The sequence below is a fragment of the Deltaproteobacteria bacterium genome, assembly GCA_016874775.1.
GTDB lineage: Bacteria > Desulfobacterota > Binatia > Bin18 > Bin18 > VGTJ01.
Map to the genome: position 1 here is coordinate 1 of VGTJ01000086.1, position 25,071 is coordinate 25,071.

Below are 25,071 nucleotides of genomic sequence, written 5' to 3' on the forward strand. Positions count from 1 at the left end.
GTCGCCCGCGTTCATCCAGCTCTTCGACCAGACTTCGATACTTAGACCGAAGCCAGCACACAATGGTCTCGTCTCTCATCCCTGCTCTTGTGCAGAGGCTCTCCACTCCGGTCAATCACTATTGCGGCAAGTTGTTTCCTGCCACCGCCTTACCTTGGCGGCATGTCTGCCTCTGTTGGGTAGCAGTTTGTCTCATCTGTCTTTCGTGGGTGGTCATTTCTTTGTGGCTCGCAACTGGCACCCCCCTATCTTATGGCTTCTTGTATTCCCTAGTACGTGAGCTAGCCATTTGGCAGACAAGCATTGCCTCGTCGCATATTAGTCACTCCGTCATAGTTGCATTCATTGCACTCTGTATACTCTGGGGAGGCGTCGCACTCTTTCAGCATTGGTCGCAAATTGTCGAACGGTTTCCATTTTGGCACGCCAAAAGCGTCCCGCTGGCTCTTACCGTAGGGATCGCGTTCTGGCATGGATCACTCCTTTCTTCCTCTTCGCCAACCTTCCAGCTCGCGCTCCTTGCCCCCTGGCTGCAGCAATCGTTCACCGAGACCACAACTCTTGCGAGTCTTGATCCTGCAGCTTTGGCCGAACTCAGTGCCCGACAACGACAAACACAAGCGCATTCCACCCCATCCCCAACCCATGTGCTGTTACTTGTCCTTGAATCCTTCCGTTACCAACCAGACTCACTCTTTGAGACAAAATTCCCTCAAGCATTTCACTTCGACCGCTTTTACGCGCACTATCCGCATTCCGTCAAAACACTCGAATCGCTATTGTTCGGCATCTATCCTTCTCCCACGCAAGTGTCAGCCTCTCTGTCCATTGACAAATACGCAGTCAGTCGAATGACTCCACTTCCTCACATTCTCCGCAGCTATGGTTATACAACGACCTACTACGCCGCCTCAGATCTGCACAATGATAACTATGGCAACACATTACGTGCAGCGGGAATGGAACATACCGAACTCGTTCGTAGTAGCACACCCCTGACGTGGGGCCAGAGCAATGCCAGCACTCTTTTTGCTCGCGTTGCCGAGACGCTCGAAACTGGTGCTCGTGTAGGGAAACCACAATTCATCATGGCCTGGACAGCCGAATGCCATATGCCATACGACTACGCGGAAGAGGAAAATCCCGCGCCGGTCTCACTCCAACGCTATCGTGCGTGTTCTACGTCATTGGCACGAACGGTCGAAGGCTTTATTCAACAACTGACCACTCAGGGACGGCTGAGAGACACCCTCATTGTCATCTTGGGCGATCATGGCGAGGTTTTTCCAGAAGAGAGAAGCGGCGAGATCGGGCATGGACAACATGTGTATGAACCGAGCTTGCACAGCTCACTGCTCGTGTTTCTTCCAAACCGACAAGGTGGAAACCACGATCAGCGGCTATTTCAACCGGTTGACATCCCAACCACCATTTTGTCAGCACTCCATATTCCGCTTCCATCGTCATGGGTCGGACGCGATATCTTCACACCTGCGGAGCCAGGGCGCTCATTTGTGGTGTGTCGGAGCATGCTTGCCAACGGAGCGGTAGCAGTCATCGGTAAATTTAACGGCAAATATGTACGCAATCGTCAAGGACAACCGTTGATGTTCTATGACCTCAATACTGATCCAACCGAACAACAACCGCTTCCGATTTCAGACTCACTTACTGTGCAACTCATTGAAAAAAGAATAGCGACGTATACAGCCTTCGCCACCCACACTTGGGATTCTCTCCGAGTACGAGCGACAGCTGCAGAGCATGAATTTCCCGGTAGTGCCACTGCGCAATGGATGAAAGGATACTGTATTACGATAACCCCAAGCGACAGGGACGGATCTGCGCTCATCTCTCCCACCGATAGCCCAGAATGCAAGATTCGCGTCGGCCCTGGAGATAAACATATATTTCGGGTTTTTCCTCGGACTCCGTTTTTGAACGGGATTCACATCGAGTTGGACCTCAAAATCAATGCTGAAGAAGTGGTCCACGAGAAGACACTCCGTGCTTGGGCAAAAACCTCGGCCATGAAAGAACCGCTCGCCGTCGACGTGCAAAGGCTCGCTGACGTTTGGCAAACCGTGACGTTGGAATTACCTGGAGTCGACCCAGCCTCTGACCCTGCACGCGGACAACTCCCCACGGATGTCGTGATTATGATCGCGCCGGTGGATTGGCCTGTAGGGTACACGCTTCGTTCGGTCAAGATTGCACCACATCAGTGGTATGCGCATTACCCTCTTGGCACGCTGACCAACAAACTCTCACAGTATCTTCAGCCTTGGTTCTCCGTGATCCAATACGAGCAAAGTTCGAGTGAAAGGAGTGGGTAAAGTGATCTACAATCCCACAGTTCTTGCCTCTCTGCCAACACGCGCAGCAACCTTTCAACATGCTCAGCCCTTCAAACACGTTGTGATTGATGATCTTTTTGATGTTCACTTCTTGCAACAACGTGCGGAGGAGTTCTACCCAACAGATGATCCTCGCTGGCAACGATTTGAGAACGATAACGAGGGCAAGCTGGCAGTCAGCAACAGTGAACAGTATCTACCTCCACGAATCAGAGAGTTTGTTCGCGAACTCAACGCTGAACCATTTCTCAAGCACCTGGTGACACTCACGGGCATTGAGGGCTTGATTCCAGATCCCTACCTTGGCGGCGCTGGTATGCACTGCATTCCACGCGGTGGCAAACTCGGCATTCACGCAGACTTCAATATCCATCCCCTGATGCAGCTCGATCGTCGACTGAATCTTTTGATCTATCTCAACAAAGATTGGCAGGAGTCTTACGGTGGACATTTAGAGCTGTGGGATCGCACCATGCAGCACTGCGTTCAGCGTATTCTGCCTCTCTTCAACCGCACGGTGTTGTTCCTCACTGATGACTACAGTTTTCATGGGCACCCGGAACCACTCAACTGTCCACCTGACCGGGTGAGAAAGTCGATCGCGATGTATTACTACACCAACGGGCGACCGGAATCAGAACGACACGCTTCAGGCTCACACGGGACCCTGTTTCAAGCACAGCCACGTCACGATCATCCCACTGCTCTCGTCGCACCAACTGCTGCCTCTGCACAGACACTGAATTCATTCGTCTCCCTTGCTAAGAGGTGGTTGGGATGGAGTCACAAGTAAGATTTCTCTTCGAGTCCTCCTTATCTACAGATGAGCTCTGCTTTTATGATAGAGACTTCTTCAGCTCTGCGAGCAGCATCAATGCCTCCAACGGTGTCGTATGCAACAAATCCACGCCCGCGAGCTTGTCGAGAATGCTCTGCACTTCTTTTCCAAGGTAAGGCGGGCTGTGCCCGCCAGCGATGGCAGACACAGCCTGCCCTACAGGCAAAGTGTTTAGTTTAGGCATCGAGCATAGCTGTAATTCACAATCAGCCAGAATCTCTTTCGCTCGTTCAATCACTTCCGACGGTAAGCCCGCAAGTTTGGCCACGTATACGCCGTAACTTTTCTGTGCTGCGCCAGGGACAACTTTATAGAGGAACGTGACTTCTTCGTTTTCTTCCCGGACCTCAAGGCGCGCATTCGCAATACCGGGAAGCGCATCGGCCAGTCGCGCCAGTTCATGATAGTGCGTGGTAAAGAGCGTTTTCGCTTTAATGTCACGCGCCAGTAGTTCTGCGACCGCGTGCGCAATAGCTTGACCGTCGGAAGTCCCAGTACCGCGACCAACCTCATCAAGGACAATCAGACTCTTCGCGGTTGCTTGCTGTAAGATGTTAGCCGCCTCTTGCATCTCGACCATGAAAGTCGAAAGTCCTCGGGCGAGAAAATCTGCCGCCCCAACACGGGTAAAAATGCGATCGACCACGCCCATCGTTGCTGACTCAGCAGGAATGAAGCTGCCGATCTGGGCAAGAATCACCAACAGTGCTGTCTGTCGCACATACGTACTTTTCCCCGCCGCATTAGGGCCGGTCAGGAGGATCAGGTATGTTTGCTCATCAAGAACAAGGTCATTCGGCACGAAGCTCCCAGTTAGCGCTTCGACAACCGGATGACGCCCCTCAGTAATGTGCACGTCATATTTATCCGTCACAGTAGGGCGTACCCAGTTCTTCTTTGCCGCCACCTCGGCAAGCGAACACAGGACATCAATCGTCCCAACAATATCCGCTGTGAGACGCAGCCGTTCAGCCTGCGAAGCCACCTGTTCGCGCAGGTGCACGAACATTTCATACTCAAGCTCTTTACTGCGATCATTGGCGGACAGGACTTTTTCTTCAAAGCGTTTCAGCTTCTCAGTCACAAAGCGTTCGGCATGGGCCAAGGTCTGACGCCGTTGGTAGGTTTTCGGCACAAGACTGAGGTGAGATTTTGTCACCTCCAAGTAATAGCCAAAGACACGATTGAACCCAACGCGGAGATTGGCAATCGCGGTTCGTTCGCGTTCTTGTTGCTCAAAAGTTGCAAGCCAATCACTCCCGTCTGTTTGAATGGCGCGCAATTCATCAAGTTCAGTCGATGCTCCCGTCCGAATTAGCCCTCCCTCTTTGGCAACCGCACGCGGTTCATCAACCAAGATGCGTTGCAGCTCTTTGTGAATATCCCCAAGTGTATCAAGCTGCTCACGTAGAGCACTCAAGAGCGGGTCAGTTACCGGGTTCAACAGTTCAAGGAGGCGCGGCAGTGGAGCAAGCGAGGAACGCAACGCAGAAAGGTCGCGTGGGGTGGCAATAGCTGACGTAATACGAGAGGTCAGACGTTCAAGATCAAGTATCGTGGCGAGGACAGCCTGTAACTCAATTCGCAAAGTTGCTAGAGTCACCAACCCCGCGATAGCGTCTTGCCGCTGACGGATTTTCTCGACTATCACGAGCGGATGTAACAACCAGTGTCGCAATCGACATTTTCCCATCCGTGTACAGGTAGAATCCAGCACCGCTAAAAGCGAAGCCGTTTCGCTGCCATCAGCCAAATTGCTGACGAGTTCTAAATTGCGCTGCGTTTGAGCATCAAGCCAGACGAAGTCTTCACTACGATAGGGCTGCGGTACTTTCAGATGCGGCACGAACGTCCGTTGTGTCTCATTGACATACGACAGCAGCGCGCTGGCGGCCACCAAGGCACGGCGATGTCGCAAACCTAGCGATTCGACCACCTCACGTCCAAAGGCCCGCGTCAGCGTATTCAATGCGCGCTTGGCGACAAAATCCTCAGCAGACCGCGACGTAACAAATATCTCCGGAAAACGGCTTTTATCGAAGGTAACTCCTTCTGGCAGAAGCACCTCTCGTGGTTGGAATTTCGTCAACACATTCGGTAGCTCTGCCGCCGTGGTTTCAGCGATACGAAACTCTCCGGTCGCTAATTCAAGAAACGCAGTACCGATACGCTCCTTCTCAGTAAATATCGCAGCAAGCGTTTGTTCTTTGCCTTCAGTTTCAAAGAGGGTTCCAGGAGTAACAACGCGCACCACCTCACGTTGGATGAGGTTTCGTCCACGTTGCGGTCGCTCTGTCTGCTCACAGATGGCAACCTTGTAGCCCTTTTCGACCAGACGTGCGAGATATGCTTCCAAACGATAATGCGGCACGCCGCAGAGCGGAACACGCTCACGTCCTTTCCCGCATGGACGAGAGGTAAGCGTAATATCTAATTCGCGTGCGCCAACAGCTGCATCGTCATAAAACATCTCGTAGAAATCACCGAGACGAAAAAAGAGCAACGCCTCTGGATGTTGCACCTTTGCTTGGCGATATTGTTCCAGAAGGTCTGGTTCTGCTGCGCGTGGGGCTGCAGACGCCTCAGCTGAGATCGGTTTCTTCTTTTCCTTTGCCATCGCTCTGGGCGATTACAAACCACAATCGCTGGCATTGCACCAGAGCCTCGCTATTCAAGGTCAGGAACATTCTCGCCCAAAGAGCACGGCGAGTTCAGCGAGTCGTTCCCCAAGCTCAGGACGTAAGGCGTCAGGAAGGTATCGCCAGCGCCAATTCCCGAGTGGTTGCCCAGGCAAGTTCATCCGTCCTGCACTGCCTAATCCCAGGACATCCTGTAGCGGAATCACTGCCAGTGCAGCAATTGAACTCCAGGCCAAACGGATCAACTGCCAGTGCATATCATCGGTGCTCGTCCGATTCACATAGCGCAGTACTAAGGCTTGCGTTTCTGGACTGATCGAGTGAAACCACCCCAGGATTGTGTCGTTATCATGTGTTCCTGTGTACACGACATAACGAGAATCGGGATAGTTGTGAGGCAAATAGGGATTGTGCGCATCGCCGCCAAAAGCGAACTGAATGATCTTCATCCCCGGAAAACCAAACTGCAAGCGTAGGGCGTCGACCTCCGAGGTAATGACACCAAGATCTTCTGCGATCACAGGGAGTTCTCCCAGGGTAGCACGTATCTGAGAAAACAACGCTGCCCCTGGTCCTTTGATCCAGTGCCCATTCACAGCCGTTTCGTCACTTGCGGGAATAGACCAGTAGGCCTCGAAGCCGCGAAAGTGGTCGATACGCACGAGGTCAACCATCGCGAACGTCGAACGCACACGTTGTATCCACCAATCATGAACTGCCTGCACGAGCTGAGCATTCTCATCATGCCAGCGGTACAACGGATTTCCCCAGCGCTGGCCGGTCTCGCTAAAGTAATCCGGCGGTACACCGGCAACCGCTTGAGGTGCGTTGGTCTGCGGATCAAGCTGAAAGAGTTCGGGATGCGCCCACACTTCCGCACTGTCGAAACCGACATAGATAGGAAGATCACCGATTATTTTCACACCGTGTTGATTTGCGTACGCTTTGAGGCGTTGCCACTGGTGAAAAAAGAAGAACTGCTCATGTTGGTAGAAAAGTACATCACGGGCAAGCTGCGCGTTCCACTTCTCAAGTGTCGCAGGATGACGACGAGCAAGGTCCTCATCCCAGGTTTCCCACGACGCTTCGCACAATGTCGTGCGTAACGCCATGAACAACGCGTAATCATCAAGCCACCAATGATGTTGGTGACAAAAGGAATCGAACGCCACCTTTTGCGCTGCAGAAGCAGTAGTGGCAAACCGGTCTGACGCCATTCGGCAGAGCATCACTTTTAAGCGGCTCGCCGTCGGATAATCCACAGAGCCTTCGGGTAAAGCAGGGTGAGCGTCAAGAATAGCGGCAGGAAGAAGATCGTCTTCAACGAGCGTTTCGATACTGATAAACAATGGATTGCCGGCAAACGCAGAGAGGGCAACGTAGGGTGAGTAATCAACTCCCTCACTTGTCGGCCCAAGGGGCAGGACTTGCCACAAATGTTGTTGATGGGCCGCAAGGAAATCAACGAACCGATAGGCTTCTGGTCCGAAGTCGCCGATCCCGAAACGGCCTGGTAGTGAAGTGACATGAAGAAGAATGCCACCGGAACGGGCAAAGCCGGATTGCTCACTGTGTGGCATGAGTCTTCACGGTGCACAAGGCAACAGGGCAGGGAACATGCCCTGCCCTGTTGTCAAGATCAATTGTAACAGCAAAGAAAAGCGACGGATTACTTCCGCAACCCCTTCTCAAAGCCGCGGGTTGATTTCTCCGCGGCCCGTGCAGCTTCTTCGGCGGCGCGCTTCGCCTCTTCGGCTGCGGCCTTGGCTTCTTCAGCGGCACGACGAGCAGCATCAATATCTTCGGTACTTGCAACCGTAGGCGCAGGAGGTTGCGCGATGGCAGGTTCACGCACCTGCTGCATGCCACAACAGAAATCCCATGAGTGCGGCTTATGGCCAAAGACTTTCTTCAATTCTGGTTGCGATACCAAGGCATGAATCGGACGAGTCACGAGCCATTCGACGGCATAGCCCACTGGATGAAAGGCATAGGCCGCAATGCGCAAGGGATGCGCTTGCGAGTCGTCGTATCCATCGTAATAGCCTGGATAGAGCCCACACCCGACTTCTGCACTATAGTTCAAGCAGTCGTCCATATCAGACGACGCTACAGCAGAACCAGCCAGGAACAGAGCAGCAATTCCCAGCACCACCACGTGTTTCCAAACCTTCACATGATCCTCCTCCACTGACTGGATATCGGACAGTTTAGCCTTCTTCTTGCGCGCGCTCAACCTCTTGGCGCACAGTTTTACGTGCTGCGACCCGACGGTATTTTTTCTCGTCCTCCTTGGTCCGGGTTGGCGGTGGCAACTCTTTACGCACCCGTCGCAAGGCTTCAAGTTGGCTTATAGGTTGGTTTTTTTTGCGCACACGGGCAGTCATACGGTTCAAATTTCCGGGTTCAACTCTCATACAAGGCTACAGGGAGAGAACCAGCCCCTAAAGCCTGAAGCCTATAGCCTGTAGCCTTTTTTCTACTGACTCCTGCCTACTTCAGAACTCGCGCCACATCCTTAGCAAAATAAGTCAGGATAATGTCCGCCCCGGCTCGTTTGATCCCCGTCAGCATCTCCATCATTACCCGCTCTTCATCGAGCCAACCGTTCAACGCTGCTGCTTTGATCATGGCATATTCGCCACTGACGTTGTATGCAGCTATCGGATAGTTAAACTTTTCCTTGACCCGACGGATGATGTCGAGATACGGCAGCGCAGGTTTGACCATCACGATGTCCGCGCCTTCGGCAATGTCCATTTCTACTTCACGCAACGCTTCTTCAGCATTCGGTGGGTCCATCTGATAGGAACGGCGATCGCCAAACTGCGGTGTGGACTCGGCAGCCTCACGAAACGGGCCATAGAACCCAGAAGCAAACTTTGCGGAATAGGCCATGATCGGGATATGGGGAAAGCCTTCACTGTCGAGCGCCTGGCGAATCGCGCCAATACGTCCATCCATCATGTCTGACGGCGCAACCATATCAGCGCCAGCTCGTGCATGCGACAGCGATTCTTTCACCAGGATCTCTAGTGTTGCGTCATTGTCGACATCGTGCCCTTTGATAATGCCGCAATGACCATGATCGGTGTATTCACAAAAGCACACATCGGTAATCAACGTCAGGCCAGGGATCTGCTCTTTCAGCGCTCGGAGCGCCCGTTGAATGATGCCATCGTCATTATAGGCATCGGACCCAACCGCATCTTTGTGGTCAGGAATGCCAAAGAGAATCACCCCAGGGATACCCAGGTCGCGAATCGCTTTACATTCTTCCACCGCACGGTCAACTGACAATTGCGCAACGCCAGGCATTGAAGAGATCGGATTGGTCACTCGCGTTCCCGGTACGATAAACAGCGGCATAATGAGGTCATCGACCGTGAGCTTCGTCTCACGGATCAAACGGCGGAAATTTTCATTTCTACGCAGCCGACGAGGCCGGTAAATGGGGAAACGCATGGGAACACCTCATTTTTCGAACACGACAGCACCGTGCCCCTACTGAATGCTGACTACTGACTCCTGACTACTTTGCCAAAATACTCCACGATCGCTTCAGTAAATCCAGGAATGGTATACACACTCGCCTGCACCGCCACGGTCAGGCCGTATTCTCGGACCGTGTCTGCAGTAATCGGTCCGATACAGCCAATATGGGTCGTCTGCAAAAGCTGAAAGAGATTCTCCTCAGGAAATGCCGCAACAAAGTTCCGTACCGTGCTTGAACTGGTAAAGGTCACCAGGTCGATCTTGGCCGCTGACAACAGGGCACGGACCTTTTCTGTCTCTGCCGATTGCGGGCGTCGAGTTTCGTACACCGGAATCTCATCAACCTGCGCTCCAAGCGCCCGTAACTCTTTTGGTAACACATACCGTGCTTCGGCAGCCCGAGGAAGCAAGATGCGCTGGCCACGTACCTCTCCCAACACCGTCACCAACGCTTCTGCTCGATACTCTGCAGGGACGGCATGCACCTGGAGAGACAGATCATTCACTGCGCGTGCGGTTTCTGGTCCAATCGTTGCCACTTTCAAGTGTCGTAATGTTTCGGCAGATTTCCCACAGGCGGTGAGGCGCTCGGTGAAGAATTTCACACCGTTCACACTGGTGAAAAGCAACCAGTGATACTGTCCAATCTGTTCCAGCGCTGCATCGAGCCGCGCGTACGCGGCAACCGGAACCGTCTCGATCGTCGGAAACAGTATCACCTCAGCGCCATATTGTTCGAGAGTTTCCGCGAACCCTCGCGATTGCGTGCGCGGTCGCGTTACGACAATGCGGCGATTGAGGAGGGGCTTGTTTGTAACAGTAACAGTTGTGGTTGGCATAAACGTGATGCGTGTTACGTGATGCGTGATTTTTGTGGTAACGGCTCGCGTGTGGCAGCCTACGTACCACGTTTCACGCAACACGTTCTATTGACTACGTTTCACAGTCTTTCTAACCCCCTCATAATTTCCTCTCCACCTTGCGCTAACAAGCGCTCTGCTAACAAGGAACCAACGTCTTCAGCGGTATCTTTCGCTCCGTTTTGTTCACCGCGAATCACCTTCGTGCCATCGGGACTGGCAATAAGCGCAGTTAAATGCACCATCCCAGACTCAGCTTTTCCTTTCGCTGCCAGTGGGGTTCGGCAACTGCCACCCATACGGCGTAGAAAAGCGCGTTCTGCAATAACAGCAACCGCTGTAGTCTCATGATGCAAAGGACGGACTCGGGCGACGACTTCTACATCATCAGCGCGTGTTTCGATCCCAAGTGCCCCCTGACCAATCGCCGGAAGAAATTCGTACTCATCAAGAATCTGACTGTTCGGTGGCATGAGCCCCAAACGTTTGAGCCCGGCTGCCGCCAAAATCGTCGCGTCCACCACACCTTCATGCTGCTTACGCAGTCGCGAATCAACATTACCACGTAAGAGTTCAATCTGGAGCCCAGGATGCAAGTGCAACAAGAGCGCCTGTCGTCGCAGGCTACTGGTGCCAACTCGTGTTCCATTTGGCAGTTGCGTCAGAGTTTCACCATTGCGCGAGATCAACACATCACGTGGATCTTCACGTTCAGGAATAGCACTCAGAGTGAGCCCTGGCGGCAAATCTCCGGGCAGATCTTTGATCGAATGCACGGCGACATCTACGGTCTTCGACAATAGTGCATCCTCGATCTCTTTCACAAACAGTCCTTTGCCACCAATAGTCGATAGCGAAACATCCTGAATCCGATCGCCGGAGGTTTTGATCGGCACCAGTTCAATCTGCAAGTCTGACCATAGGTGCTCAAGCCGAGATTTGACCCACTCCGCTTGCCACAGCGCGAGCGCGCTCCCACGTGTCCCAATCCGCAAACGCATCTTATTCACTGTCATTATCCAATCCGAAGATGCGTCGAACCACCGCAACTTCACGGGCATTGTCGGTTTCGCCGTTCCGACTCGTGCTTTTTAAGTAGGCGATCGGTGGGTGTAACAACTTGTTGACAATTCCCAAACTGAGCGCCTCTATCGCTTTCTGCGCGTGCGGTGGCAGCTCTTTCAATGCCGCGAAGACTCTTTCGAGTTCACGTTGGCGAATCGCTTCAGCCTTTTCTCGTAGGGCAACGATCGTCGGCGTCACTTCCAAACCAGACAGCCACTGCCAAAATGACTCGACCTCCTCTGCAACAATCGCTTCTGCTTTCTGTGCTTCACGTTCACGTTCGTCTTTATTTTCTTCAATCACCTGTTGCAGATCGTCGATGTCATAGAGAAAGATGTTCTCAATATCGTTGAGACGTGGATCAAAATTGCGTGGTACGCCAAGATCGATAAAGAACATCGGGCGGCGTTTGCGTCCGCGCAGTGCCTCTTGGACGATTGTCGGTCCAACGAGATAGTCGTTACCTCCAGCCGAACCGATAATAATGTCAGCATTGGGTAGGTGCGCCGGAAACTGCTCGAAGGGAACGACGGTCCCATTAAACTCCTGCGCCAGCTCCACTGCACGAGAATACGTGCGATTGGTCACCAGCACTTTGCCAATGCCATGATTCTGCAGATGACGAACCGCCAGTTCACCAATTTCCCCGGCCCCGATCACCATTGCCGTCTTGTCATGTAAGTGATCGAAAATGCTCCGTGCTAACTCGACCGCTGCGGAACTCACTGACACCGCTTTTGCGGCGATACGGGTTTCGCTGCGGACACGTTTCGCCACAGCAAACGTCTTGTGAAAGCAACGGTGGAGGATCTCACCTAGAGTGCCGACTTCGGTTGCTGCCGCGTACGCATCTTTCACTTGCCCGAGAATTTGCGGTTCGCCAACAACAAGTGAGTCTAAACTTGCGGCTACGCGGAATAGGTGTACCAGCGCATCCTTCCCACTCCGCGTATACAAATGCTCCTCAAACGCTGCCCGCGAAGCCCCCTGGGTTTCTGCTAAAAACTCCTTGACCCGCACATCTGCCGCCGCCACATCAGCCGTACTGGTGATGATCTCCACGCGGTTACAAGTAGACAGGATCATCCCTTCCCGCACGGTCTCGGTGTCAACCAAACGCCGCAGCGCTGGTTCGAGGGTTCCGTTGTTGAAAGCGAGACGTTCGCGCACTTCGACGGGTGCACTGCGATGATTGAGGCCGACGATGAGAAGGTCGGCATTACGTTTAGCCAAATTGCCCCCCATGCCGTCCCGGAAAGAATCGAACTCCTAAAAACGAGACCAGCAGCACGGCAAAGCAGATAATGGTCAATGCAGCCGCACGACGGCCTCGCCATCCGGCAGTGCGATAATACAAAAGCAGGGCATAGAGCACCCAGGTCAAGACCGACAACACCAGGCGCGGTTCCCACAGCCAAAAATGACCCCACGCATACTCAGCCCACACGGCACCACTGAGAATGCCGAGGGTCAACAGTGGAAACCCCCAGGAAAGCGAGCGATAGTTCAGTTCATCAAGCGTTTCGAGCGAGGGCAAACGACGAAAGAGCGCATGCGCTTTTTTGGCCTTCAGTTGCTTTTCTTGCACGAGATAAAGAAGACTGGCACTAAAGGCGACACCGAAGACCGCGTAGCCAAGGAACGCCAAGGTCACATGAATCGGCAACCATGAACTGTGAAGAGACGGCGGCAAGGTCTGCACCTTGGCATAAAAGAAAAACGCTGCAAATGTCAGCAGAAAAGCAATCGGGCTGACAACCGCACCAAGCAACGCGACAGGCGTGCGTAGCTGTACCAGCACACATAAACCCGCGGTCAGAAACGCAAAGAACGACATCGCTTCATATGAATTGGTAACGGCAATGTAACCCGCGGTCAGCGAGCGCGTCAGAATTGCTCCAGTATGACAGGCAAAAGCAGCCAGGAGTAAGCCCGGGCCAAGCCCACGTGAAATAGCCCGCTGCGAAAGAAATGGCAGCAAGAATGCTCCAGTGCTCAGCAGATACAACAACAACGCTGCTTTGAGGAGGATGAGTTCCATGGGGTACCCCTACCTGCTCTACTGTAGCAGGAGGAGCAGCGGGGGGAAACCGATGGTTGGTGAACACGAATCCCCCGCCACGACGAGCTTCTTCTTCAGAAAAGCCCCGCTTAGCTGCATCAACCAATATGGGTTTCCTAAATCATTTGTGGATCGGTGCGCCGTTCATGCTTCGATCCTTCGACAAAGCTCAGGACTTCAGCACGAAGGGGAACACTAGCCGCACCAAGAACCGTTCACCCTGAGCTTGTCGAAGGGTGGTCTGTGTTTTACCGTCTTCATCTCAAATAGGAGTCCAATGGTGGCTTCTTCTGCATGATTTTTGATTTGCGTAAAATTGTCAAACTCACTTTCTTTCAGTCTTTTCGCCTTTTCTTATCTTCTCCTTTCAGCCTACAGCCTGTGGCCTATCTTCCTCACTTTTAGTTTTCCATTTTTCATTCTTAATTGACTTCTACCCCGCTTTGCGTAGGGCAGCGAGGTTTCGCTCTAGCATCGCCGGATCTTTGAAGGCAGCCTTTTGCTTCCACTCTTCGAGAGAAGCAATGGGCACCAACCACTCTTCCCCTACAGCCTGAAGCTTATTTCCCCATTTTTAATTTTTCATTCTTAATTTTTAATTTATTTGGGTCCTGCTTTGCGCGCTGCCATTACTGCGCGATCTACGATCGAATGATCTCACCCCGTCACCTCCACCAGCTTGCCGCCAATCAACCGTAAGGTTCGGTCCATCGCCGCTGCAAGTTTTTCACTGTGTGTCACAATGACCATCGTCACGCCAAGTTCCTGATTGAGCGACAGCAGGAGCCGTAAGACACTATCCCCAGTCCCAGGATCAAGATTCCCTGTCGGTTCGTCAGCCAGAATGAGGCGAGGGCGTAGCACTAATGCTCGCGCCACTGCCACCCGTTGTTGCTCGCCACCTGAGAGTTCACCAGGACGGTGGGTAACGCGCTCAGCTAGCCCGACACGTTGCAGCATTTCGGTCGCTCGCCGTCGCGCTTCTGACCAGCTCGCCCCAGCAACCAGGATGGGCATCATCACATTTTCCAGCGCAGTGAAGTCTGGCATCAGGTGATGAAATTGGAAAATAAAGCCGATTTCACGGTTGCGCAGTGCCGCTAGCTCTGGCTCTGGCAAGGCAAAGAAATCATGACCATCAAGAAAGACTTTTCCTTCAGTCGGGCGATCGAGTGTCCCGAGAATATGCAGAAGGGTGCTCTTTCCGACCCCCGACTCACCGATAATCGCGACTCGTTCGCGACGACGAATAACCAGATCTAACCCTGCGAAGACGCGAACAACGTGGTCACCGTCACCATAACTTTTGCCGATCTGTTCGGCATGGAGAAGAATATCAGACATGGGGAATAGTTGTCAGTTATCAGTTGTCAGTTGTCAGTAAGGCACTTTGGGGTTAGAGGCTAGGGGCTAGAGACTTGGATGGGTAGGAACCAGTCTCTAGCCCCTAGCCTCTAGTAGTCAGTCAATTTAATTTTGAGGGGTAGGGCTTCGTCATGCCCGCCCTTCGACTAGGCTCAGGATAAACTTCGGTGGGCATCCAGGATCTTCAAGCACTGGCTGCGTATTAACCTCCCTGGATTCCCGCCCTTCGACTGGGCTCAGGACATGCTTTCGCGGGAATGACGTTCCTGGAGTCATTCCTCAAAACTTTCTGGACTAACTACTAGCCTCATCATATAAACTTTAGACCTCGGACTTTGGACCTTGGACTTTGGACCTATTCATACCGGATCACCTCAACCGGTGACAGTTTGGCGGCCTGACGGGCAGGATACATGGTAGCCAACAAACAGATGAGTAACGCTGCGGCTCCAACAATGAGAAAATTCTCGATATAGATTTTGACTGGCACGGTATTGACGTAAAACACGTCGGGCGGCAACGATACGTTGATGTACCCCTCCTGCATCAGCCAACAGATTGCGTACCCACACAAAGTTCCTAAAAAAGCCCCAATCGCACCAATCACGAACCCTTTGAAGATAAAGATGCGACTAATCGACTTATTCGTGGCACCAATCGATTTGAGCACGGCAATGTCTTTGCGTTTCTCCATCACCACCATAATCAACGTGGCAATGATGTTGAACGCCGCCACCAGCACGATCAACAGAATCACCAACGAGTAAACAAACTTCTCTAGTCTGAGCGCAACAAAGATGTTGCTGTTGATCTTGGTCCAATCACGCGCAGTGTAAGAAATACCAAGTTGAGTCTGCATGACACTTGCCACGTCAGGGGCCTCGTAGGGGTCCTGCACCCGGACTTCGATACCCGTCACTTGGTCACCGATCGCAAAAAACTGTTGCGCATCAGCTAACCCCATGTAAATCAGGGTACCATCATAATCGACCATGCCAGACTTGAAGGCCGCAGCCACATAGAAACGTTTCACCTTCGGGACCATCCCCAATGGACCGGGAGTGGTTTGGAGCGGCGATACCAAACTGATCGGTTCTCCAACTTCTACTTGTAATTGCTTGCGCAGCTCCTCTCCAATCACGACGCCGGAGAGCTTCACATTACGCGTCCCGCTGTCCTCGCGAATGGTAATATCACGCTCTTTACCCAGGTCATCCAACGTACCCGCAGCGATATGCGCCACAACATTCACGACCGAACTCGCCAGTTCCGGTTCAACCGCGCGCACGACCACACCAGAAACACGTTGCCGCGAACTGACCATGACCTGGCCATAGACCACAGACGTGGCAGTAATAACCCCTGGCACTTGCTCGATTTTCTCGACGACCTGTTTTGCATCGGCAATCGTATTGCTATACGTCGAGACCAGAATATGCGGATTAAACCCTAAAATACGATTGCGTAAATCTTCCTCAAAGCCAGTCATGACCGCCAGGACAATGTTGAGGGTCATCACTCCCAACAACACGCCCAACGTGGAAAAAAACGTAATCAGCGAAATGAACCGTTCACGACGTTTCGCGCGTAAGTAGCGCAAACTCACGAAGAGTTCGTATGGCAAGGAAAAGAACGGCTTTGGGTCGGAGCGCGGAGCGGAAAGCGGCGTGACATTCTCACGCACGTCCTTCGCTTCGGCTTCTACAGTCTGTTCGAGTGGCATGGCCTCCCAATCCTCATGATCCCCACGCTTTCCACCTCGATTGTACCAGCCCCTCGGCGACAAGCCTATATGCTATTTCTTTTCCGGTCGCATTTGCGGGAACAAAATCACATCACGGATTGACGGTGAGTTGGTCAACAACATCACTAGTCGATCAATACCGATGCCCTCGCCAGCCGTCGGTGGCAGACCGTATTCCAAGGCCTGCACGTAGTCTTCGTCTAGCGCATGCGCTTCTTGGTCACCCGCTTCGCGTTCACGCAATTGTTCGACAAAACGCTGCAACTGGTCTTCTGGGTCGTTCAACTCCGAGAACGCATTGGCAATCTCGCGGCCAGCGATGTACAGCTCAAAGCGATCGACAAAGCGCGGATCAGTATTGTTGCGTCGTGCGAGCGGCGAAACTTCAACCGGATAGCTCACGACAAATGTCGGTTGGATCAGATGCGGTTCAACCGCTACGCCGAAAATTTCCTCAAGGACTTTTCCTACTGGAGCAGACGCTGGCGGATGAATCCCCAGCTCATGGGCCTTCGCTCGCAGCGGTCCTTCTTGATCCGCTTCTTCTGGAGTGAGGCCAGTATACTCGCAAACCCCTTCCTTCAACCCAAGTCGCCGCCACGGCGGAGAAAAATCAATTTCGCGCTCACCATAGGTGACGCGCAAGCCACCGGTCACCTCTTGGGCCAGACGGACAAATAACTCCTCGGTTTGCGTCATCAGGTGCTCATAGGTCGCATATGCCTGATAGAATTCCAGCATGGTGTACTCAGGATTATGTCTGGTTGAGATTCCTTCATTACGGAAATTGCGCCCCAACTCAAACACACGATCGAAGCCACCAACAACTAAACGCTTGAGGAACAGCTCCGGCGCGATGCGGAGATACAGATCAATATCCAACGCATTGTGATGGGTAATAAACGGCCGCGCCAGCGCACCTCCAGCGATACTCTGCATCATTGGGGTTTCGACTTCGATAAAATCCCGCTCTTGGAAAAAGCGGCGGATAATCTCGATAATTTTCGCCCGTCGTCGGAAGGTTTCTCGCGCCTGCGGGTTCACAATCAGATCGAGATAACGCTGACGATAACGCACCTCGACATCCTGTAACCCGTGCCACTTTTCCGGCAGTGGAGTCAACGATTTACTCAAGAGGCGGAGTGCTGTCGTTTTAATCGTCAGCTCACCGGTTCGGGTACGAAACACCGGTCCGCTGACACCCACAATATCACCAACATCGAGTGACTCTTTGAGCAGCGCGACTGCTTCTGGCGGGCTATCGCCTTGGCGGACATAGACTTGAATTTGCGCGCTACGGTCTTGCAGGTGAAAAAACGCCGCTTTACCGAAGTGGCGCACCGACATGATCCGACCAGCAATCGTAACGGCTTCCGTTCCTTTGGTGAGTTCCTCTTCGCTCGCACCAGCAAACCGTTCGTGCAGTTCGGCGGTGGTATGGGAAGGGAAAAAATCGTTGGGGTAGGTTTGCGCGCCGGATTCTTTCAGCGCCGCCAACTTATTCTTACGGACAACAATCTGCTCGTTTTCTTCCATAGAGCAACGGGCTTAACCAAGATCACGAAACGAGTCAATGAGGAAAGGAGCCAAGAGGTTGCATTCCCCACACCTGGAGGGACTTTTCACATACAGTTTCCACCCACTCAAACAGCCTCACCTCCCATGCCTTAGCAAGTGGCCACGAAAGAGGAAAGCGAGTGGAGAACGGAGAAACTCCCCCAACAGCTTGAATTGCCAGCAGCTTTCACTTATCCTGCCAGCATAGGCTGAAAGGTGGATGTGGTGGTGGTAGGGGTGCAGCTTTTTCTCCTCAGTGCACGGGTATTGTTGTTAACTGGACTGGCGTATTTCTGCGCACTTTCTGTTAATACTGTCGTCGCTACTAAGCTCGCGTTGCCGCCCTCCATTCCCCAACATCAGGAAACAACCCAATCCCGTTCTCCACAAACCAAGCCGCCGCTCTCGTCGTACGCCATCGTTCACACGCGAGATCTGTTTAACTCTGTCAAAGCCCCCACCAATCGTGAAAGTACTGCGCTTGTCGCAGCGACAAGTAGTGCCAACATTCGACTCCTCGGCACTGCCACTGGCATGCACGACCGTGCCTTCGCTATCGTGGAGAACCAAACAACTCGTTCGCAAGGACTCTATCGCGAAGGCGACCTTGTCGCGCCAGGCATCGTCTTAGTCCAAGTTGGATGGGATCGCATCATCATCGAACGGGATGGGAAACGTGAGACTCTCCTCCTCCCAAAAGACGCGCTTACGCCAGCAGGCCAGGTCTCCCCTGTTCCCATCTCAACGCCAGTGAATGCCGACCCTCAAGAAGGCATCCAGCAGACTGCGCAGGATAGTTACACGATTGATCGACGCGAGGTGGATCACGCCATCAACAACCTGAGCGAGTTGTTCACCCAGGTGCGTGCGGTCCCCTACTCCGTGCAAGAAGGTGTCACTCAAGGGTTCCGTCTGTTCCAAATCAAGCCCGACAGTTTGATCGATCGTATTGGTTTGAAAAACGGCGATGTGATCCAACGTGTGAATGGCGTTGAGATTTCCAACCCCAGCACCGCATTTCAATTGCTGCAAGATCTCCAAGGCCATCAGCAAATTCGTGTGGACGTGCTGCGTAACCAGCAACCGACTTCGCTTTCCTATGAAATTCGTTAACTACAGGATTGGTTTGGTTCTCGCGCTCGCAGTGCTGACCCACGGCTCGGTGAGTTGGGCACAACATCGTTCGCTGCCACGTCACAACGAGACACACGACTCAAACGGACAACGTAACGGCTTCGCCCCAGAGACCAATAGTAAGAAGTCACAGCCGTCGGGGTCAGACAATCTGGTAACGATGAACTTCCAAGACATCGACATCTCTGTCCTGGCACAGTTCATCAGCGAGATCACGCATCGCAACTTCATTGTCGATGAGAAAGTACGCGGCAAGGTCACGATTATTTCGCCAACCAAAGTGACAACCGATGAAGCCTACGCCATCTTTCAGTCGGTCCTGCAAGTGAAAGGCTATACCACGGTAGAAAGTGGTCGTGTGGTGAAGATCGTCCCTAGTAAGGAAGCCAAACAAGTCGGCCTGCCTACCGTGTACAACGGCTCGATCGCAAGCGTTGGTGATGAATTCATCACCCGGTTAGTGCCGCTTCGCCATGTCAGCGCCAATGAAATAGTGCAAGTCCTGCAGCCAATGGTGTCCGGCGATGGCCTGGTTTTGCCGTATCCGCAAACCAACTCACTCATCCTTACCGACGCTGCCACGAACGTCAAACGTCTCCTCTTGATGTTGGAAGACCTCGATGTTGAAGGATACGAACACCTCACTGAGGTCATTCCGCTGAAACACGCCGTTGCGTCTGATCTTGCCAAGAAGATTGAAGAGATCCTGAAGGGTCAAGATAGCAGTGAGAGCAGTTCCATCTCCCGAGTCAAAATCGTTACCACTACCACTGCTGCAGCAACAGCGACGGCGAGTAACCAACCATCCCCCCCCAGCAGCATCCGCACGATTCGCGTGTTACCTGACGAGCGCACCAACTCACTCATTGTCATGGCGAGCCCATTGGAACTGAAGACCGTCCAGCGCTTAGTTGTCAGGTCTCATAACATCGCGCACTAAGAATTCGTCGAATTTCTTGGATTTTTGCACAAAAATGAGTACGCGATGTCATGAGACTCGACACTTAGTGCATCAACTCGATGTGCCACTCCCGCCGGGACGCAGCAAGATTCACGTGTACACCCTTAAATACGCCAATGCTGAAGAACTCCTTCCCGTGTTAGCTGATTTGATCGGAGGAAGCACCGGCGGCATGAGTGGTAGCCGCTCTCTGAACGTCCCACGTCGTGAACGCCGCTATAATCGCGAGCGACGGTTCGGCAGAAGCAACGACCGCTACGGTTCGGGCATGAGTGATCGCATGCCATCTTCTCCTCAACTTCCCTCTATGCCGTCCGGTGGCGGTTCGGTCTCTGGAGCGGCGCCAGAGTTCAGTAGCGAAGTTTCTATTTCCGCTGATCCCTCAACCAATTCGTTATTGATCAGTGCTGCCCCGCAGGATTTCGCCACGCTGAAGTCGGTGATCGAGCAACTCGATGTCCGCCGCAAGCAAGTCTATGTTGAGGCGATTATTCTCGAAGTGAGCATGGAGCGTGCACGCGAGTTGGGTGTCGAACTCCAGCATGGATTCAGCTTAGGTGGTGAAGGCGTAGCGCTTGGCCGCACGCAATTAAAAGACCTCAACTCAGCACTGAAGAACCCCGCGAGCCTCTCGGGCCTGCTCCTTGCGGCAGCCAGCAACAGAACCGTCGAACTTCCTGATGGCACGCGCATTCCGGCGCAAGTGGCATTACTCCGCGCCGCCCAGACAAGCAGTGACATTAACGTCCTCTCAGCACCAACCCTGCTGACTGCCGATAATCAGGAAGCTGAAATACTCGTCGGTCAAAACGTCCCATTCATTGCTAGTCGCGCGACCGACACCACGCAGTTGCGTAACTTATTTGCCAACGTACAACGTGAGGATGTCGGTATTACTTTACGCCTCACACCGCAGATTTCTGAAGGTGAGAACGTCCGACTCGATGTCTATGAGGAAGTATCAGCGATCGTGCCTACGGCAGTGGGTGATCCCAACCTCGTGGGTCCGACAACTTCCGTACGTTCAGCCAGTACCACCGTGGTCGCCAAGAGTGGCCAGACCGTCGTGATTGGCGGATTGATTTCTGACAACTCATTTCGGCAACGGTCCGGCGTTCCGTACCTGCAAGACATTCCTGTGCTGGGGAACTTCTTTCGTACCGATGGCGCTAACAGTGACAAGATCAATTTACTGATTTTCCTTACTCCACACATCGTGCGCGATGACAGCGAAATCGCCGCGCACTCAACTGGCGAACGCGATCGCTTCCGTAATTTCTTGCGTGACCACAAAGCCCCACCACAATGGCAAAAGCAGCTTGATCGCCCGAGTTTCGCCGTACCACCAGATAAGAAGTCTGGCGGCGTCTTGCTGCCTGGGACGGAAGATTAGCCGTCCCCAGCTTGTATAAGTAACCTTGCTGAAGCATCGCGAAACCGAGAATCATCTCTGTTCGGATGAACTCCGAATCTCACTTCTGTACTATGTCAATCGCAACACTCTCGGTATGGGAGAGGGAATTATCAAGTCGCTCGACATTGTCATTCTGAGTCCTTACTTTCTGCGGTGCGTCTTGATATACAGATCACAGTAGAAAGTGACTCGTCGAAATGACTCGTACGAACAATAGCAGCAGGAGTGACATTCTCACCACAATGGACAAGACCGCTTTTTCGGTTGCCTCGCTGCATGACGAGTCAGACGAAAAAGCCTGGTGGCTGTCTCGAACTCCCGGAGAACGATTCCAAGCGTTGGAGTTAATGCGCCAGCGTGCTTATGGCTACAATCCAGCTTCCACCAGACTTCAAAGAGTTTTTGCAATTGCTGAACGCGCATGACGTGCAGTACCTCCTCATTGGTGGGTATGCCGTCGGCTATTATGGCTATCCTCGCCCGACTAGCAATATGGATATCTGGATCGCAGTCCACCTAGACAATGCGGAGAAAGTCGTCACTGTTCTGCGAGAATGAGGGAGGAGGTATTCACATGTCACTAAAGCGAACGATCACCATTGGAGCAGTCGTCCTACTGGCCTTTACGGTCGCGTGGAACCACGACACACTACGTCCACAAGAACTATTCGCGAACACAGGAGGGCGCACAATGAAAATCACTCGTGTCTACACTGGTACAGATAACAAGTCGCATTTTGAAGATATCGAAGTTGAGTTGAAAGACGGCGGGAAAGCTGGCTTTATGTCTTCGCTACAGAAGGCCACTGGCGTGGTGTTCCGTGAGACTGATGGGTCGTACAATTTCGACTTTCACAACGCACCGCGGCGGCAGTATGTGGTGAACTTGGAGGGTGAAGTTGAGATTGAAGTCGGTGATGGCACCAAGCGGCTCTTACGTTCGGGTGACATCTTGTTAGCTGAAGATACCATCGGCCAAGGGCATATTAGCCGTGCGGTTGGTGGCAAACCACGGAAGTCACTGTTTATTACGTTGGACTAAGTCGGCCTACAGAAGATTGGACTATTTACATTGTCACCCTGAGTGAAACGAAGGGCCTCGCAGAGAGATTCTTCGCTGCACTCAGAATGACACGGCTCGGAGTCTATAGCGTAAAGTGTACGAATGTCCTCAAGTCTGAGTTAGATCATCTTGAATGGCCCACTGGCAACCAATCGCAGCACATTTTCCAGGAACGCTGCCTGATCCGCTCCTTCTACTTCTCCTTGCTTGTTCAGCACCAACGTAGGAATACGTGACAAGTCCGCATTCAAGAGCGGACGCGGCAGTGGTTCATCGGACGAGAACGGCGCCTCCGCATCGAACAGGAGTACCACACTCTCAACTGCGCGTCGGCACGCCGCCAGGCCGCCAAGGAGCAGAATAGACGAGTGCGTATTGCGGAATTGACTCAGCTCCTCCAGTACAGCCTGGTGTCGATTCATGACCTCAATGCGGAGCGGTTCCGCTTGCTCGGTCATGACATCTTTCCGTGCGCCACCTTCTTGGTTGCCGATCAGACGACGCATGAAACCTCCAGGCTCTTTCCCCTGAGGACGGACAGGCTTCTTCATCAGCGTCGGATCAAGTGGAATAAAGAGGTCGCCGTACACGGCAACGACATTGCAAAAAGCGGAGAGGTTTTCGAGACCCTCGCCGAGACAGACACCGTGAAGAATGGTTGAAGCTCGGGTATCTGGAGCGAGAAGCGCCGGCACGAATGCTCCCGCCAAGAGGAGAAACTCGACCGCCAAGTCCCATTCTTTATCACCCGTTGTGCGGCAATCAGTATCACAGTGCGCGAAGTCATCTTTGAGGAACCGTCCAATCTCTCCTTGCGGGTTGCGGACACGCTGCCCAAGGACGATAGAACGCAGCAGCCACGACGGAAGCCGCGGATGAAAATCTGGGTACTGCGCTTCCAAGCATCGGGCGACATGAAACGCTAACGTCAGTTTCTCTTCAAAGATCAGACGCCACACCAAGTCACGGACAAACGCTGGTTTCTCTTCTCCTAACCTGTAGGCTCCCGAGAGCAGCATATTCGCGATCTTTTGCGCCTTGTCATCGATCTCAAATCGATAGAGGACGTCGACGATTCCTGCTCCCCGTCTTGGAGCCACACGAGCCGTTTTTTCGTGAGAAGAGGCAGGAACGAGGATGGGATCGCCATCGGACTGTGACGTAGTTGGTGCGGGAGAAAAAGTTCGGTTCACCGGCCCACTCTCAAGCGGAGTCGGCTGAGCCTGTAGCCGATTTCTATCTTCAGTATCAGGGGCGATTTGCGTCTTCGCAGCAGCAAGCGGAGATGGGTTCTCTGGCGCTCCTATCTTCGCGTTGATTGGTGTTTCAACAGAAGAGACACTTTTCGCCTCCGTACTGCTCTCGGCAAACGCCCGTGTCGAGGTACTCGCCATCGGTGGTATCGGTGCAACCTCAGTGTTTCCATTTCGCATACTGAACGGAGGGGCTGCAGGTTTTTCGCTCGGGAGTTCACGGGCGACAGGGGCTGCCACAACAGCCGGGGCTGGCTCCACTATCGATCGTTTGCTACTCGCGCCAGAATTCCGATCACTGGTAGTTCCCCCTACCGCTGGCGGAACAGTGAGAGTTTCATGTGCAGTACTCGTCTCAGACAGGAGTGTCAACTTGCCGCGTAAAGTGGCGACAGCAAGCGGCCGGCTAAACACCCGTTCAACGATGTCTTGGCAGCGTATACACTGGTCATCGTCCAACTCTTCTCCATGCTCGACTAACAGCAAGAGCGCGACAAAGGGATTCTCGGCTTTGCCTAAATCCTCGATACTTGGGTGCACCTTTGGCCACGGCGTCTCGGCAATCGCATTCCGCAGTACTGTTGCTCGCATCTGACACTCTGCCAATGGGGCAAACACTTCACGCTCACGATGCTTGATCGCATAGAGACGGTCCAGCGTTGAGAGTGCCTGCTGGGTCAGCTCCTTGACTACTTTTCGTTTTTCTTCTGCTTCGTTCAGGGCTTGCAAAAGTGCTTGTAGATCGCCAAGAGAGACAATTGTCTCAGGTTTCGGCATTGGTGTTAGCGAGAACACCTCAGCAAGAGCAATGCTCTTTGCGCAAAGTTCAGCAAAAGAGCGCCGTGACGAGTTGATCTCTTCGATCAACGTCGATGCTGGTGGCATCCCTGTCGTTTGCAAAGCATTCGCTGCTTGAGACAGTCGTACCCCGAGTTGGGAGAACCCTTCGTTCAGTGAGACAAGATTCTGCAACAGAACAGTCGCTTCCGTCGCTTGCATATCGATCCCCTTTTCTGACCACCCCCGTGGTCGTAGTGCTTGTACAATCTTTGGTATCGGCGACAGTAGGAAATTCTTTACCCGGACAGAAAAAGTGCCCTGCCATGACATTCCGGACGGATCAGACCAGGAACAAACCGTCGCGGCCCACTCTTCCACGAGCAGGTCGGGCTGAGATACAATCCTGCCGGTCAGCGCGCCAATCTGTGATCCCGCGGTTCAATGGGGGGGGGGGGGGGGGGGGCAAGCTTCTGGGGGGTTTTTT

The 25,071-nt window shown here is 53.0% G+C and carries 20 protein-coding genes; 7 read left to right on the plus strand and 13 right to left on the minus strand.

Annotation, left to right across the window (positions count from 1 at the left end; genetic code table 11):
• Window positions 1-62 precede the first annotated feature (62 nt).
• On the plus strand, window positions 63-2,336 hold the full coding sequence (locus tag FJ147_15305; GenBank protein MBM4257253.1) for a hypothetical protein: 2,274 nt from the start codon (window positions 63-65) through the stop codon (window positions 2,334-2,336).
• Window positions 2,320-3,150 carry a 2OG-Fe(II) oxygenase gene (locus tag FJ147_15310; protein MBM4257254.1) on the plus strand — a complete coding sequence of 277 codons (831 nt, stop codon included), beginning with the start codon at window positions 2,320-2,322 and terminating at the stop codon, window positions 3,148-3,150. The genes FJ147_15305 and FJ147_15310 overlap by 17 nt, the downstream gene beginning before the upstream one ends.
• Before the next feature lie 43 nt (window positions 3,151-3,193).
• On the opposite strand, the gene mutS is transcribed toward FJ147_15310, so the two are convergent.
• From mutS to lysS, 12 genes are all read right to left on the minus strand, one after another.
• Window positions 3,194-5,812 (minus strand): DNA mismatch repair protein MutS, encoded by a 2,619-nt coding sequence (gene mutS, locus FJ147_15315; GenBank protein MBM4257255.1) that lies wholly within the window; start codon window positions 5,810-5,812, stop codon window positions 3,194-3,196.
• Between the two features lie 60 nt (window positions 5,813-5,872).
• Window positions 5,873-7,414: a 4-alpha-glucanotransferase gene (gene malQ, locus FJ147_15320; GenBank protein ID MBM4257256.1), complete on the minus strand. Its 1,542-nt coding sequence runs from the start codon at window positions 7,412-7,414 to the stop codon at window positions 5,873-5,875.
• 89 nt (window positions 7,415-7,503) lie between these two features.
• Entirely contained in the window at window positions 7,504-8,010 is a 507-nt protein-coding gene (locus tag FJ147_15325; GenBank protein ID MBM4257257.1) for a hypothetical protein, read from the minus strand.
• Between the two features lie 34 nt (window positions 8,011-8,044).
• The gene (locus FJ147_15330; protein MBM4257258.1) at window positions 8,045-8,221 is read right to left on the minus strand and encodes an iron-containing alcohol dehydrogenase; all 177 of its coding nucleotides are present in this window, start codon (window positions 8,219-8,221) and stop codon (window positions 8,045-8,047) included.
• Window positions 8,222-8,327: 106 nt separating this feature from the next.
• On the minus strand, window positions 8,328-9,299 hold the full coding sequence (gene hemB / locus FJ147_15335) for a porphobilinogen synthase (GenBank protein ID MBM4257259.1): 972 nt from the start codon (window positions 9,297-9,299) through the stop codon (window positions 8,328-8,330).
• A gap of 53 nt (window positions 9,300-9,352) precedes the next feature.
• Complete coding sequence (locus FJ147_15340) at window positions 9,353-10,168, minus strand: uroporphyrinogen-III synthase (protein ID MBM4257260.1); 816 nt, start codon at window positions 10,166-10,168, stop codon at window positions 9,353-9,355.
• Between the two features lie 101 nt (window positions 10,169-10,269).
• Window positions 10,270-11,205, minus strand: coding sequence for a hydroxymethylbilane synthase (gene hemC / locus FJ147_15345; GenBank protein ID MBM4257261.1), 936 nt, complete (start codon window positions 11,203-11,205; stop codon window positions 10,270-10,272).
• Entirely contained in the window at window positions 11,192-12,499 is a 1,308-nt protein-coding gene (locus tag FJ147_15350; GenBank protein MBM4257262.1) for a glutamyl-tRNA reductase, read from the minus strand. Before FJ147_15350 ends, hemC begins: the two co-directional genes overlap by 14 nt.
• Entirely contained in the window at window positions 12,480-13,295 is an 816-nt protein-coding gene (ccsB, locus tag FJ147_15355) for a c-type cytochrome biogenesis protein CcsB (GenBank protein MBM4257263.1), read from the minus strand. Before ccsB ends, FJ147_15350 begins: the two co-directional genes overlap by 20 nt.
• A 678-nt stretch (window positions 13,296-13,973) precedes the next feature.
• Complete coding sequence (locus tag FJ147_15360; GenBank protein ID MBM4257264.1) at window positions 13,974-14,660, minus strand: ABC transporter ATP-binding protein; 687 nt, start codon at window positions 14,658-14,660, stop codon at window positions 13,974-13,976.
• A 376-nt stretch (window positions 14,661-15,036) separates the two neighbouring features.
• Window positions 15,037-16,404, minus strand: a complete 1,368-nt coding sequence (locus tag FJ147_15365; GenBank protein MBM4257265.1) for a lipoprotein-releasing ABC transporter permease subunit — start codon at window positions 16,402-16,404, stop codon at window positions 15,037-15,039.
• A gap of 72 nt (window positions 16,405-16,476) precedes the next feature.
• A complete protein-coding gene (gene lysS / locus FJ147_15370) occupies window positions 16,477-17,961 on the minus strand; it encodes a lysine--tRNA ligase (GenBank protein MBM4257266.1) in 1,485 nt (494 codons plus the stop codon).
• 237 nt (window positions 17,962-18,198) lie between these two features.
• Between lysS and FJ147_15375 the strand changes: the two genes are divergently transcribed.
• From FJ147_15375 to FJ147_15395, 5 genes are all read left to right on the plus strand, one after another.
• Complete coding sequence (locus FJ147_15375) at window positions 18,199-19,095, plus strand: hypothetical protein (protein MBM4257267.1); 897 nt, start codon at window positions 18,199-18,201, stop codon at window positions 19,093-19,095.
• Window positions 18,968-20,056, plus strand: a complete 1,089-nt coding sequence (locus FJ147_15380; GenBank protein MBM4257268.1) for a hypothetical protein — start codon at window positions 18,968-18,970, stop codon at window positions 20,054-20,056. Before FJ147_15375 ends, FJ147_15380 begins: the two co-directional genes overlap by 128 nt.
• A 34-nt stretch (window positions 20,057-20,090) precedes the next feature.
• On the plus strand, window positions 20,091-21,470 hold the full coding sequence (locus FJ147_15385; GenBank protein ID MBM4257269.1) for a hypothetical protein: 1,380 nt from the start codon (window positions 20,091-20,093) through the stop codon (window positions 21,468-21,470).
• 263 nt (window positions 21,471-21,733) lie between these two features.
• Complete coding sequence (locus FJ147_15390) at window positions 21,734-21,916, plus strand: hypothetical protein (protein MBM4257270.1); 183 nt, start codon at window positions 21,734-21,736, stop codon at window positions 21,914-21,916.
• A 266-nt stretch (window positions 21,917-22,182) separates the two neighbouring features.
• Window positions 22,183-22,533 (plus strand): hypothetical protein, encoded by a 351-nt coding sequence (locus FJ147_15395; protein ID MBM4257271.1) that lies wholly within the window; start codon window positions 22,183-22,185, stop codon window positions 22,531-22,533.
• 140 nt (window positions 22,534-22,673) lie between these two features.
• On the opposite strand, the gene FJ147_15400 is transcribed toward FJ147_15395, so the two are convergent.
• On the minus strand, window positions 22,674-24,806 hold the full coding sequence (locus tag FJ147_15400; protein MBM4257272.1) for a hypothetical protein: 2,133 nt from the start codon (window positions 24,804-24,806) through the stop codon (window positions 22,674-22,676).
• Between the last annotated feature and the right edge of the window lie 265 nt (window positions 24,807-25,071).